This is a genomic window from Lacticaseibacillus saniviri JCM 17471 = DSM 24301 (genome assembly GCF_001311785.1).
Lineage (GTDB): Bacteria > Bacillota > Bacilli > Lactobacillales > Lactobacillaceae > Lacticaseibacillus > Lacticaseibacillus saniviri.
Genome location: NZ_BBBX01000003.1, coordinates 42,689 through 54,967, shown reverse-complemented (window position 1 = coordinate 54,967; position 12,279 = coordinate 42,689). Strand labels below are relative to the sequence as shown.

Annotated in this window: 13 protein-coding genes and 1 pseudogene; 10 read left to right on the top strand and 4 right to left on the bottom strand. The window is 44.6% G+C overall.

All coding sequences use genetic code 11. From position 1 onward, the window contains the following. Positions 1 to 188 precede the first annotated feature (188 nt). Entirely contained in the window at positions 189 to 911 is a 723-nt protein-coding gene (locus JCM17471_RS02880; protein WP_054776741.1) for a CPBP family intramembrane glutamic endopeptidase, read from the bottom strand. A 552-nt stretch (positions 912 to 1,463) separates the two neighbouring features. On the opposite strand from JCM17471_RS02880, the gene JCM17471_RS02875 reads away from it, so the two are divergent. The 3 genes from JCM17471_RS02875 (at position 1,464) to JCM17471_RS02865 (ending at position 4,988) form a co-directional block, all read left to right on the top strand. After that, a complete protein-coding gene (locus JCM17471_RS02875) occupies positions 1,464 to 1,655 on the top strand; it encodes a hypothetical protein (protein ID WP_054776740.1) in 192 nt (63 codons plus the stop codon). Between the two features lie 184 nt (positions 1,656 to 1,839). Next, a complete protein-coding gene (locus JCM17471_RS02870; RefSeq protein ID WP_054776739.1) occupies positions 1,840 to 2,025 on the top strand; it encodes a hypothetical protein in 186 nt (61 codons plus the stop codon). Between the two features lie 212 nt (positions 2,026 to 2,237). After that, a complete protein-coding gene (locus JCM17471_RS02865) occupies positions 2,238 to 4,988 on the top strand; it encodes an SLAP domain-containing protein (RefSeq protein WP_054776738.1) in 2,751 nt (916 codons plus the stop codon). 462 nt (positions 4,989 to 5,450) lie between these two features. Here JCM17471_RS02865 and JCM17471_RS02860 read toward each other — a convergent pair. Then, a pseudogene (locus JCM17471_RS02860) lies at positions 5,451 to 6,409 on the bottom strand (zinc-binding alcohol dehydrogenase family protein). 513 nt (positions 6,410 to 6,922) lie between these two features. Here JCM17471_RS02860 and JCM17471_RS02855 point away from each other — a divergent pair. From JCM17471_RS02855 to JCM17471_RS02845, 3 genes are all read left to right on the top strand, one after another. Then, on the top strand, positions 6,923 to 7,513 hold the full coding sequence (locus JCM17471_RS02855) for a CPBP family intramembrane glutamic endopeptidase (RefSeq protein WP_054776737.1): 591 nt from the start codon (positions 6,923 to 6,925) through the stop codon (positions 7,511 to 7,513). A 158-nt stretch (positions 7,514 to 7,671) separates the two neighbouring features. Then, a complete protein-coding gene (locus JCM17471_RS02850) occupies positions 7,672 to 7,953 on the top strand; it encodes a hypothetical protein (RefSeq protein ID WP_054776736.1) in 282 nt (93 codons plus the stop codon). Positions 7,954 to 8,041: 88 nt separating this feature from the next. Beyond that, positions 8,042 to 8,416 (top strand): nuclear transport factor 2 family protein, encoded by a 375-nt coding sequence (locus tag JCM17471_RS02845; protein ID WP_054776735.1) that lies wholly within the window; start codon positions 8,042 to 8,044, stop codon positions 8,414 to 8,416. Positions 8,417 to 8,543: 127 nt separating this feature from the next. On the opposite strand, the gene JCM17471_RS02840 is transcribed toward JCM17471_RS02845, so the two are convergent. After that, the gene (locus JCM17471_RS02840; protein ID WP_054776734.1) at positions 8,544 to 9,113 is read right to left on the bottom strand and encodes an SLAP domain-containing protein; all 570 of its coding nucleotides are present in this window, start codon (positions 9,111 to 9,113) and stop codon (positions 8,544 to 8,546) included. A gap of 231 nt (positions 9,114 to 9,344) precedes the next feature. Beyond that, positions 9,345 to 9,770 carry a MarR family winged helix-turn-helix transcriptional regulator gene (locus JCM17471_RS02835; protein ID WP_054776733.1) on the bottom strand — a complete coding sequence of 142 codons (426 nt, stop codon included), beginning with the start codon at positions 9,768 to 9,770 and terminating at the stop codon, positions 9,345 to 9,347. A 160-nt stretch (positions 9,771 to 9,930) separates the two neighbouring features. Between JCM17471_RS02835 and JCM17471_RS13285 the strand changes: the two genes are divergently transcribed. The 4 genes from JCM17471_RS13285 (at position 9,931) to JCM17471_RS02820 (ending at position 12,260) form a co-directional block, all read left to right on the top strand. After that, positions 9,931 to 10,635 (top strand): MFS transporter, encoded by a 705-nt coding sequence (locus tag JCM17471_RS13285; protein ID WP_082395181.1) that lies wholly within the window; start codon positions 9,931 to 9,933, stop codon positions 10,633 to 10,635. Between the two features lie 8 nt (positions 10,636 to 10,643). Continuing rightward, positions 10,644 to 11,363 carry an MFS transporter gene (locus JCM17471_RS13280; protein WP_263849399.1) on the top strand — a complete coding sequence of 240 codons (720 nt, stop codon included), beginning with the start codon at positions 10,644 to 10,646 and terminating at the stop codon, positions 11,361 to 11,363. 316 nt (positions 11,364 to 11,679) lie between these two features. After that, positions 11,680 to 11,952, top strand: coding sequence for a hypothetical protein (locus tag JCM17471_RS02825; protein WP_054776732.1), 273 nt, complete (start codon positions 11,680 to 11,682; stop codon positions 11,950 to 11,952). Positions 11,953 to 11,975: 23 nt separating this feature from the next. Then, positions 11,976 to 12,260, top strand: coding sequence for a hypothetical protein (locus JCM17471_RS02820; protein ID WP_162208338.1), 285 nt, complete (start codon positions 11,976 to 11,978; stop codon positions 12,258 to 12,260). Positions 12,261 to 12,279: the final 19 nt, after the last annotated feature.

Below are 12,279 nucleotides of genomic sequence, written 5' to 3'. Positions count from 1 at the left end.
GAAGCAATGCTAATCGCCACTTTGCTTAGAATATGTTCGTTGAAATAGCGCTTATAGAAGGGAATGTAATGTAGACCAATTTAGTGATTGAACATTGCAATTTTTATGTTATGCCTCGTGAATGTTGGCAACACAAGTCCTATAGATGCTCCCACCAAGTTTCACGTGACGAGGGAGTCAAAATCAGATTACACTTTCCCGTTAATTTCTTTAAGTGCTGGTGATTTTCTCACGATTAGATAAGCAAATAAGAGTAAGATAGCCATTTGAAATACCACTACTATAAAATTGCTAAATGATGGTAACATCGAGGCTCCAGCCTTAGGAAAAGCTGAATAGTCAACAACAAAGTGAACCGCGACCGAAGGAATGAGACTATTGAATCTAAAATATAATGCAGCAGAAAAACATCCGAATCCAAACGCCCAGAGCATCTGAGTAATTGTTATTGAAAGAGACTGATAGGTGAGGTTTTCCAAATGATCGCAGGAGAAAAGGATACTGCTAGCAAGGATTGCCTTCCAGGTTGCCTTGTAAGTGACGCCATTCTTTGTCCAAATCGATAGAAAGAAATTAAAAGTGATTCCTCTGAAGAGAATTTCTTCTGCGAATGCTGTTAAGAGTGCTGCCGTGAATACACTTAAGAATATTGAAGCATCTTGAATGGTTGCGGTAATTATGAGGAGTGCGTAGATAATGAGAAATAAGGGGTTGATCTGCCTGATTCTGAATCGCCAATGCAAGGGCACATGCGTGAGAAATAGATTTAGACACAAGACACTCACAAGCTGTATGGCCTTGTACACGGATATATAGGTGTAGTCTGACATTGTAAAATTTTCCAGTATTTTCGAGAATAAAAATTCTAGAACGATACTGGCAGCCAAGAATAGCCATAATTTTCTTTGCATACCTTCCGCCTCCCAAGTTATCATTACTGGAGCTGAAATGCCTAAGCTGGTGTTTTGTACGCTGCAATCAGCAATGGCTAACAAACATATAAGTTATTGTACCGCTTACACTGTGCAGGGCAATTAAGTTGTTTTAAGTTCTGATAATTGATGCTGTCCTGCTAAATTAGTTTGAGAGCTTTTGAAAAGGATTTGTAGAATGAAAAAGTTTCGGGTGGCTGCCTAGATTGTATTCTTGGTGGCTCTTTTGTTAGGTGTCGCTTCGAAGTATATCGCTAGTGTTTTATGTGGCCGAGCATCGTTCTAGGTCTAATTAGTTTTGGGTTGCTTATTTATGGTGCGGTTAAGTCAGTTCGGCAGGACTTGAGACAGTAAGACGATAGCTTGGCACGGCTCAATACTGAAAATACATTTTGGAGGCTATAGGGTAAAACGATTGAAAAGACGAGAAAGCGAGTTGACTGTTTGAATCAGTTGGGCTAATCTGTCTATATTGAAAGCGATTTCTCTTTTGGTAGTCATTTCACTCAAGATTTATGAGGAGGACTGGTTATGACAATTACTGGGCTCAAGGTTTATAAGTTCGTTGCCATCTTATCAACAGTCGTACTCTCTATTTTTATGCTGCAAGGGATAGTGAGCGGCATTTCGCTTGAAGAGCTGGTGCATTATCTGGGTGCTATCAGTGTGAATGTAATTCTATATCCAATTATCGTGAAGGCATCGAAGAATTCCGATTCATAAGAGGTTAACGCACAACTTTTTGAAGAGATAATACTCGCAGAAAGGCCTGCTAAGCGATGTCAGGCCTTTTTTATTTTGCCTAAAGGAGGAATGGCAGATACGCGCATAAAGAACAAAAGATAATACTTGTGCTGAGTCGCTCAATCACTGTCACACATAGATGTAGGTGATGAGACAGAGGAACTTGATTGACATTGCAATTTTCATTATCAGCCAGCAAAACGTCGCCAATGCTACAATGCAACATGTTGGTCGCCCGAAGCTTTGTTATTCAGCGGGTTTCACATGGCCTTTTGGGGCGGTGGCTATCCTGTTAGTCGTAGGGATGGCATATAGTCAGGCCATCATCGAGAAGCATCCAGCCGCTTGACTTTAGGTGCTTTGAATCCCGTTTATACTTGTTTTAAAAGCACACTCACTTTGGTGGGTGTGCTTTTTTGTTATCAACAGCGCTGTCGAATTCAGGTCATTCTGATGATACTAATCGGGTTAGATGATGCTAAACCAGGCGGAACACATTAATTCATTTATATTTTATCTCGCGTTATAATAATCGCGAGGTTAATTTGAGGAGGGCTGAGTATGAATAATAAAATTCGGTTCAAAATGTACAAAGCTGGCAAATTTTGGCTGACCGCAGGGATTCTTTTGACTGGGTTTGGCTTGGCCGGTGCGATTAATACAACAATCACCGGCCAGCCACTTGCACAGGTTGTGAAGGCAGCCGACACCACTAATTCCTTAATTGCGATTGATCCAAGTGGTCCGACGAGTATGCTAGAAGATACGACCTCTGGACAAAATATTCAATTTGGGATTGTTAATTCAGAAGGTCAGTTTTCGGGTACCGGATTTGCTTCCAAAGACGCCAAGAAACCAGCCAACGCGTTTGTTAATTTGGATGAGGCAACAGCTCAAGGCAATCACATGGTTATTAGGTTGACCGTGAAAAATAACTCAAGTTCAGGCTTTCAAATGAATGCAGCGATTAAAGCTCTTTCCGATACTGCATTTTCAGGGACTTTTACCATTGATACTTCAAACACTGATTTGATTTCGGCTGATTCTGGGGTTAAAGCAACGATTTATGACCAGAACAACGTACCTACCGATGCAACTAACATGGTGCGTTACGGGCCCTATAATGGCTTTTATTTCTCGGATTGGAGCACATTTAAACAAGCAATAGCGGCGACAAACATCGATGATTTAGCGGGGCACATTCTTGAAGTGGGCCCAGGGTATGGTGCTGGATCAGCCGCCGTCTTACCGGCCAAATCAACGCTTGTACTTGATTTGCCAGTTAAACTGAAAGATTCGTTTAAACCACAAGTTATGCTTCAGGATAAAGTTAACCACAAGTCACCTGCAGGCAGTGCTTACACACAAATCACCTTTGCTCACGAAAGCAAAGAGAATACAGCTGGCCCAGTCGTGCTGACGAACGCCACATCTGGTGATACCACATCATTGCCAGATTATGTGCAAACCGCATTTCAAAAGGGTGTTTCTGATTTGGGAGCAGCGGCCTATGGTAGCGCGACTGACGCCGATTTAGTGGTCAATAATTTTGGCGCACCGACGACCGATAATGCGCAAGGTACGCTTTTCATCGGAGGTCACTGGGCACTGAAGCTCGGACGCGTGCAGGATACCATCAGTAAGTTTGGGTACTCTGTCGCGGTTGCGAATGGGCAGCCAGCCACAATTGATGCGCATGATGCCACCAAGGTCAATCCGGAGTTCTCCGCGACGAATCCGGTGTCCGGAGCGAAGGACTACACGCAATCCACCGCGGTTTATCCGGTTGTGCCACTCAAGAGCGATAACAACCAAACTTATAATGTGTTGCAAGGCTCAACCTGGGATCCAGCCAATGGGTTAGGCAATGATGTCGTAGCCGCGGGGGTCGCGCCTGAACAAAATGGCAAGACCTTAAGTAGCAGTGACTATACGGTGACTAACCTCACTAAACCTGACTTTAAAAATGGCGTCGATACGTCCACTACAGGCAAACAGCAAATTAAGTACACCTATCACGCTGGCCAGCCGGATGAGGTTTCTAACGTTTTGACCGTCAATGTTGTCGAAGATACGGTTAAGGGCCACGATGTGAGTGTTCATGTGGGTGATCCTGCTTGGCAGCCGAGTGATAGCCTAACCGCGCTTGATAGCAACGGCAAGCCGGTTTCTGCGAGCGACATCAATAAAAATACCACGACAACGATTACGGATACGGCGACCAATCAGCCGGTTTCGTCAATTGATATGACTAAGCCGGGTAAGTATCAGGTTGAGATGACGTATACTGACGATAAGGGTCTGGTGCACAAAGTCACGAATACCGTGACTGTCTTACCAAAGGATAATGGCGGCAACGGTGGTAATGGCGGCAACGGCGGTAATGGCGCTGGTAACTCGGGCAACGAGGGCGGCAACCTTCCAAGTACCGGTAATGATCTTGGGACGGCGTTAAACAATACCGTTGCCACGATTGTGCAGCACAGCACGGGTGTCCCAATTTATGACGCTCCCAATGGTCAGCTAACAGGGAAATTCCTCGATGAGACCACTGATTGGAAGGCTTTCCGGCAATATACAGATGATAAAGGGATTGTTTGGTATAACCTCGGTGGCAAGCAGTGGATTCGAGCGACCGGTGTGATTCTTGATGCTCAGCCATCGACAAGCAAGCAGCTTAAGACTGTCGGCATGGTGATTACTGGTTCTGGCGTCAAAGTTTATACGCTCCCAGGTGCGAGCGGCACATTCACTGGCCAGACGCTCAAACCAGGAACAGCTTGGAAAATTAGTAGTACTGTTGTGACCCTGGATGGTCAAAAATGGTATCGAGTAGGGACCAATCAATTCGTCAAAGCGAATGATATTCAACTTGGTAACTTCCAGCTCGTGAAGTCCGCAGTGGTCATTAATTACCAACCGGGTTATGGAATTAACGTATGGCGTAATCCTAATGGGACAGAATTTATTGGCAAACGTCTAGAGACTGGTTCTGCCTGGAAGGTTTATGCAAAGGCTACGGTCAATGGGCATGTTTTCTATAATCTGGGTGGTAACCAGTGGATTGATAGCAAGTTCACGGCACCCGTATCCAGTGCGACTGCACAAACCATTCAGCATAATACCGGCACGATTCGTCCAGGCGTGACCGCGGCAGTCTATGCCTCACCGACTGCAACGACTTCCAGTGCTTCACTTAAGAGTGGCACTAAGGTAAAAGTATTCGCGCGGCAAACAATCGGCAAAACGACTTGGCTTCAAGTTGGGGCCAATCAATGGATCCATGCTAATGATGTGAGTGAGATCAAATAGTTTGTGATGAGAAGCAATAAAAACCAGACTATTTATGGTGATCCGAGACTGAATCAGATTCTGACTGTTTCTTTGATTATTTTGACTTTTTTTCCATTAATGGCCTGGAACGCTTTTTATTTTCACTGGTGATACAGCCAAATTTGCAAATATATGATTCCTACGAAGGTCTGACAGATGATGTCAGGCTTTTTTATTTCTGCTTAAAGGAGAAATGACAGATGGCGAATGAAGAGCGAAGGGAGATGTCCGTGATGAAGTAGCCTGAGTGGTTAGTCGAGGAGAGAAGAGGATTTCCACTTTCGCTCACTTAGGGACACTCACTTTGGCTATCTTTTGTCATATAGCATAAATTTTTGGAGGTATCGCATAGCCTTACCAATAAAAAAGCAAAAGCAACCGGCCGTGGTGACCGATAGCTTTTGCCTGTTTAATTGTTGAGAAATCCTTGTCTGATGTGAACTAATTCAAAACAACGACCTTGCCAAAACTTGATTGGCTTTCAAGGTAGCGATGGGCATCCGCAATATGGGGTAAATCGAATACCTTGATAGGAGATACATCAATATGGTGGTGCGCAATAAAATCCAACATTGCTTGAATTTGTGTTTGAGAGACATCACCTGAATAAAAACCAGTCAGGTAACGATTATTGGGAATGTCCATGATTGGATCGAAGCCATCTAGCGTCCAAACACCGCCAAGCTCACCAGTCACACTGACAATACCGAATTCGTTTAAGTGTTGCAGTGAATCGCGAGTGGCAGATGGACCAATTAAATCCGCAATTTTATCAAAGCTACCCACATAATCTGGTAATTGGTTGGCATCTGGTGTCACCACAACATCGTCGAATCCAGCCTTTAATAGTTGCTGAGATTTAGCGGGGTTACGAGTTGTGCCCGTCACCTTGATTGCTGGATAGCGTCCCTTCGCTAACTGCATTACCGCAACGCCTACACCACTTGTGGCCGCACGGACTAAGACGCTATCAGTCGGTTTGAGTTGAAAACTGTTGAAAATCCCAAAAGCAGTATAGTAAGTTTCTGGGATTGCGGCTAAATCTTTCCAACTCAGTGATGTTTCAACCGGGTAGAGTTGAATATTAGGGAGCAATGCATATTCGGCGTAACTACCATCGAAATCACGGCCCATTTCTCCCATAATTGAAATCACTTTTTGTCCAACCGGCAAATGAACAGGATCGGATGTGGCATCAATCGTACCAACTGCTTCGATGCCGAGTATCCGTGGAAAATGAACTGAAGGGGATTGGCCTTCGCGGGTAAAGATTTCCGAATGATTAATGCCAAACCCAGCAACTTTGATGCGTGACCATCCGGGTTTAACTTCTGGTGTTGGGACCTCTTTATATTCAAGAACCTCAGGCCCACCGCTCGAGAAACAACAACTGCGTGCATAAACAAAAACCTCCAATAAGATATATGAATTTTGTGACAAAAATGAGTGTTACCAGTTAAAAGTGTACATTAATTAATACTGCAATTTTTTATGCTACTGTTGAACTGAAATTTAATCATTATGACTTATGATAACTCATCTCTTTGCTCAAATTGCTTTAATACTTTTTAAATTAGAACATTTCTTTTTGGGGGAATATTTTTCTTTCTCGAGCTGGGATTTGAAGGCCTAGATTTAGTTGATTTGTCTCTGGATGGGTGGAGGAAAATCGCCATCAACGCGACCAGTGAGTGGTTTATCAAAGGTGAAACGACCATATTGTGCTAGAATTCAAGTTGAAAACTGATGCTTAGCGCGGAGGTTACAAATTTGACGCATGAGCAACGTGCGGTCGAGTAATGGAATAGGTCGGGATGATAATGGCAAGATTGTGGCGAGTCATCAGAGGAACTATATGGACGATTGTTTGGATTGCGATGTTTATTTCGTATCTACTAGTCCAGCAGGCTGTATTGACCCTTGGTGCGCGTAAGCCTGTCGATAATATGGTAACCGTGCTGCCAACTTATATTGTGCTCTATGGTGTGTTGATACTGATACTAGTTTGGTTACACGCACGTGCGAGCCAAACCTCAATGCGGGCGTTAATGCGCACGACATTTTCGCATTTTGACCGCCGAGAAGTGAAGCTGATTGTTTTGGGATTTGGGTTATTTTTAATCTTTCAGTTTGGTTTTGATTTCTTGGTGTCTGCGAAGCTCATCCCATTACCGAGCAATGTACAAGAGGATCAACAAGCATCCGCATTGAGTCCGGTCACCGAGTATTTAACAAGTGCATTCACGGCACCCATTGTCGAAGAGTTACTGTTTAGAGGGATTTTGATGAACCTTTGGAATTATTCTAAGAGCACAAAACGGCGGTGGATTGTGATTATTATTGTGGCCGCTATCTTTGGTGTTGTGCACACCAGAGACTTAATTGCATGGCTGATGTACACCTTTGCTGGTTTGGTCCTAGGTTATGTTTATACTGTCACCGGCAAACTTCGGGATTCGATTTTGGTGCACATGTTCAACAATGCGATTTTGACACTTATCTGAAGCGTGCCATGAGTGGGGCCTTCAGTCATCAGCCTGGAGAAATAGCTGTTTCACTTTGTACCGGCTGTCACAAGATCATGCGAACCAATGTGTTATAAAGTCGATCAAGACCGAAGCAGGGGTGCAAAAATACGTTGGAGGCGGTGAAATGAAAAACTGTGGCTGATTTTCTGGATAATATCTTTGGTTGCGCTTCTTTTGGGGATTGGATCAAAATATCTTGCGAGTTGGCTCATGTGGCCGAGCATAGGTTTATCATTGTTTGCTATTGGCCTGTTGATTTATATCGGAATCAAATTATTCCATCATTACAGGGGCGAATGACTTCCAGTTCAAAGGTGGAAGTTAGTGGCGTCATCTTAACCCCGTTGATGGCTGGTGGTATCGTGGTTGGCTCTTCGGCTTTTGACCGCAAAAGGAAGAAAAATTCGGGCGCATAAGTATACAGACAGACGCGATTTCACAAGTGAAGAATAGTCCTGCAAAATATTGAATTGAATTAAGTGATTTTCACGAGGAGGGCAAAATATGAGTCAAAGTGATGATTTGTTAACGATTATGCAGCTGATTACACAAGCCGATCAGTTGGCAGGGCAGAAGGATGCGGCAGGGTATGTCGCATTATTTGCTGAAGATGGGGCCATTGAGGGCACACAAGGGACTGCCACAGGACACGAAGCACTCAAGCAGATGGTCCAAGATGTTTGGCAAAAAGAAGGACGGACACTTCATCTGACGAATTCTGTTCTCGTTCAGAATTTGACCGCCACAACCGCGACGGCAACTTCCGTCTTATTGATTATTGATAGGGACTCATTGCAGACGGTCTCGGTGGCTCAGATCACCCATACGTTAGCATTGATTGATGGCCATTGGTTATTCACGAAGCGCAGTATCGCTTAACATGTGTGCAGACGTGATTGCGGCTGACTGATTTAATCGCGCAAATAAAGAGCATCCGAATCGAAGTCCACGAGGATTATTGATTCAGATGCTCTTTTTAAGTACCTATATGACAGTTGATGCGTGGTTACTTGGTGTCATTGAGCGTGATGTAGTGGACGTTCACCCACTGATTGCCACCGAGATTATACCAAAGATCTTGTCCGACCTGGGCAGCGCTGTAAGTTTTCCAAGTACTGCCATTCTTGAGCTTCTTTGCTAATGCCTTCCGACTATTCAGCGGGCTGTTCCAAACCGCAATGGAATACCCAGGGACATAAGTGACTGTCAGGCTTCGCACATTTGTCTTAGCGAGTGATCCAAAAGGGGCTATGTAAGCAGACTTAATCCACTGGTTCTTGCCAATCTGGTACCAGACAATACCGTTGTTTGAATTCCGATCAGTCGCAGTATAGTTCACTTGAGTGCCATGTTTTAAGAACTTACCAGTCACATGTTGATTGCTGCTATTTGGACTGTTCCAAACCGCAATGGCATAACCTGGGATGTAATTAATCAATACCTTACCAGTATCATTGGACTGCTGTGTTGATGTTGCTGCATTGACAGGTGTACTACTTGTACCAGCGAATGAGACCCCCGCCCCAAGTAACGCCGCTGCTGTTAGTGCTGTGAAAATTGTTCGCTTCATACCCATTATTAAACTCCTCCTTGGTTTTAGCCAATATGTACGGTACAGAATTATTCGCCTGTAACAATTTTGTAACATTTGACTCAACAATGTAATATTATCCTTATGCTGTGTGCATGTCAATGAGAAAAAAGGGATTAGGTTAATTTTAATTCGATGTTGCAATAGATGATTGCGGCGAAAGTCATGTTGGCTCTAGAGAAGGGCGGTCTACTGTCAGATTTGCTTTGAAGCTATTCAGTTAGTCTGGTGGTTATGGATTTTTGTCAGGAGGTCAAGTAAGACATCAATCTCACTATCGCTCAAGCCGCCAATGCTCTGGTCATTCGTTGTATTGAAGCTGGTTCGTAATTGTTGCGATAGGTCCTGTCCACTGCGAGTGAGATAAATTTTCTTTGAGCGATCTTGGGTGCCGGTGCTCACATGTTTTTCAATGTAGCCTGCCTTTTCTAGATTGCGCAACACACCAGACACGCTGGCCTCGCGGTGAGAAAAGTGATCGGCAATCTGTCGCTGGTTGACCCCTGGATGTTCCTCGAGATAGCCCAAGGTTTGCGCTTGAGAGCGGGTGATGTTGAATGCAGCGACTTGGTCTTCAAAGAAATGTTGTTCGTACAGCATAATCGATCTCATCAAAATATTAATTTCATCGGCTTTAGACATTGTTTTTCCTCCTGATTGTTCAATGATTTCATTATACCGCAAACTCAATTAACAAATTAGTTAGCTAAGATGTTGACAAACTAAGTACGATGGGTATAATCCTCTATATCAACAACTTAGGCGCCTGAGTTGCATTATATTTTTTGAGGATGGTATTGAAATGGAAAAGACAAATGTCCGTTATAATCGGACAATGTTAGTGTTAGTGGTTATCTTGAGCGCGTTTGTCACGATGCTCAATCAGACAATTCTGTCTGTGGCCCAACCAAGCATTATTGACGCATTTAAAGTCGATTTATCGACAGTCCAATGGCTCTCAACGGGTTACTCGTTAATCGGTGGTATTCTTATCCCTATCTCTGCGTGGATGGCTGATCGCTTCAATACAAAATGGTTAGTCACCAGCTCCTTAGGTGTGTTTCTAGTCGGATCGATAGTGGCGGCTTTCTCGGGTAATTTCACAGCCCTGTTGGTTGGTCGGCTACTTCAAGCAGTCGGTGGTGGGGTCTTGAGTGGGTTAACCATGACAATCTTGTTCTCCGTTTATCCTAAGGAGAATCGCGGGACGCCAACAACACTTTTGGGTCTTGTCTTTGGGATTGCGCCTGCCATTGGACCTACTTTGGGTGGTTATCTGGTGGATAATCTCGGCTGGCACGCTATCTTTGGGATTGTTGCACCTGTTGTTGCCATTGCCTTTGTCTTAGGGTTATTCTTCATGGCTGATGTGGTGCCACATAAGGCCACCAAGCTGGATTTCTGGTCAGTTGTCTTCTCAACGGTCGGTTTGGTGGCGTGCTCTATGGCGCTTCAATGGTTTCAGATTATGGCTGGACTAACGCTCACACGCTTTTACCGATTGTAGGCGGATTTGTGGTCATTGGGCTCTTCATTTGGCGGCAATTAGTCGTCGACGACCCAATGTTGAACCTGAAGGTCTTTACGAGTGGTAACTTCACCGTTGCGGCAATCATTAGTGCCATTACACAGATCAGTATGGTGGCCGTTGAATTCGTTCTGCCCGTTTACTTGCAAAATGCGCGTGATTTGACCGCGTTACAATCAGGATTGACCCTATTACCCGGTGCCGTTGTGATGTTCTTATTGGCCCCAATATCTGGTCAATTGGTCCAGAAGAATAAAGGCAAACAGATTGTTGTCTTCGGGATCATCGTCATGGCATTGAGCACATTATTACTCAGCCGGTTGACGTTAACGACACCCATTTGGGAATTAGTCGCTGTCTATGCGCTCCGTAACGTCGGCTTGGCGTTTGCCATGATGCCAGCAGGTACGCTGGGTATGCAGGGCCTCACACCAGACCTGATTAGTCACGGTAGCGCGGCAAACAACGTGGTCCGCCAGGTTGGTGCCGCAATTGGGACCGCCGTCCTCGTGTCTGTGATGCAGTCCAAGGCTACCGCCGCTTCACCAAGTGCTAGCTTGTTGAAGACTGATCCAGCCGCTTATGGTCATGGCATGCATCTGGCCTTGGTCAGTGGTGCGCAAGCTTCATTGATTATCGCGACGATCATTGGTGTCGTTGGGGTAGTGTTTGCACTGGCTTTGAAGCAACCTAAGAAAAATGCGTAAGTTGTTCTCTCATTTAAATCGTTAGAAAAAACGAGCCCCTAGAGTTGGAATTTTCCACTCTGGGGGCTCGCTTTGTGGTTAATCCACCATGGTTACTGTGAAAAAGGAATAGTGCCACCCGCAAAGAAAAGATTTTCAAAAAGGCAATATGAGTAGTATTTCGAGCGACTTTTACTGTTGCATTTCGACATGAGACTAGCGTGACAATCCATTTGAAATGTTGAGTCAACGGCATGTTGTTGATTGAGTTCACTGTGCTACACTGGATTCAAGTGAAAACGGTTCTAGATAACACAATTGATTTGGGAGGCTCACCATGACAGACTTTGAAGCGATTAGTCAATTAGTATTGAAGGAACGGTCAGCGCGGGGGAAGCATCAAGATGCCGCACTGGCAGATTCCTATTGGGATGATGCCACGGTCACGACGAGTTGGTCAACAGGGCTTGCTCACGACACATTTGTCGGTCAACATCCCGTTGATTTTGATTACAGCAAACCAATGGTCGGCACCTATGGCACACCATTGGTTTACCAAATGGTTCTCGGGCCTACGTCGAGGTCTCATCAACCACTAAACATTGGGTGACATTATCAAGCAATGAAGCAATCGTGGAATCATTCATGACGTTGGTTTATCGTGTTGAGAAACGTGGCGATGTCTGGAAAATCAGTGATTTGACCAGTATCAATAATGCTGATACTTTAATGCCAGTGATTCCGGGGGTAGATTTGAACATTGATCAGGAACTGGTTGCAGGATTGCGCGTCTCTTATCGCTGGCTGGCTTACACGCGCATTAAGACTGGCGGCAAGATTGACAATGATGGCATCGGTTCCGATAAGCCGGAAACAGTCAAGCCAGTGTATGATAAGGCTGAAGCGTGGATCAAATAATCGCGGATTTCATTCATGT

Excerpts from the sequence above, each read along its gene's own strand:
- JCM17471_RS02880 (WP_054776741.1), bottom strand. The coding sequence starts at position 911 with ATGCAAAGAAAATTATGGCTATTCTTGGCTGCCAGTATCGTTCTAGAA.
- JCM17471_RS02875 (WP_054776740.1), top strand. The coding sequence starts at position 1,464 with ATGACAATTACTGGGCTCAAGGTTTATAAGTTCGTTGCCATCTTATCA.
- JCM17471_RS02865 (WP_054776738.1), top strand. The coding sequence starts at position 2,238 with ATGAATAATAAAATTCGGTTCAAAATGTACAAAGCTGGCAAATTTTGG.
- JCM17471_RS02845 (WP_054776735.1), top strand. The coding sequence starts at position 8,042 with ATGAGTCAAAGTGATGATTTGTTAACGATTATGCAGCTGATTACACAA.
- JCM17471_RS02840 (WP_054776734.1), bottom strand. The coding sequence starts at position 9,113 with ATGGGTATGAAGCGAACAATTTTCACAGCACTAACAGCAGCGGCGTTA.
- JCM17471_RS02835 (WP_054776733.1), bottom strand. The coding sequence starts at position 9,770 with ATGTCTAAAGCCGATGAAATTAATATTTTGATGAGATCGATTATGCTG.
- JCM17471_RS13285 (WP_082395181.1), top strand. The coding sequence starts at position 9,931 with ATGGAAAAGACAAATGTCCGTTATAATCGGACAATGTTAGTGTTAGTG.
- JCM17471_RS02825 (WP_054776732.1), top strand. The coding sequence starts at position 11,680 with ATGACAGACTTTGAAGCGATTAGTCAATTAGTATTGAAGGAACGGTCA.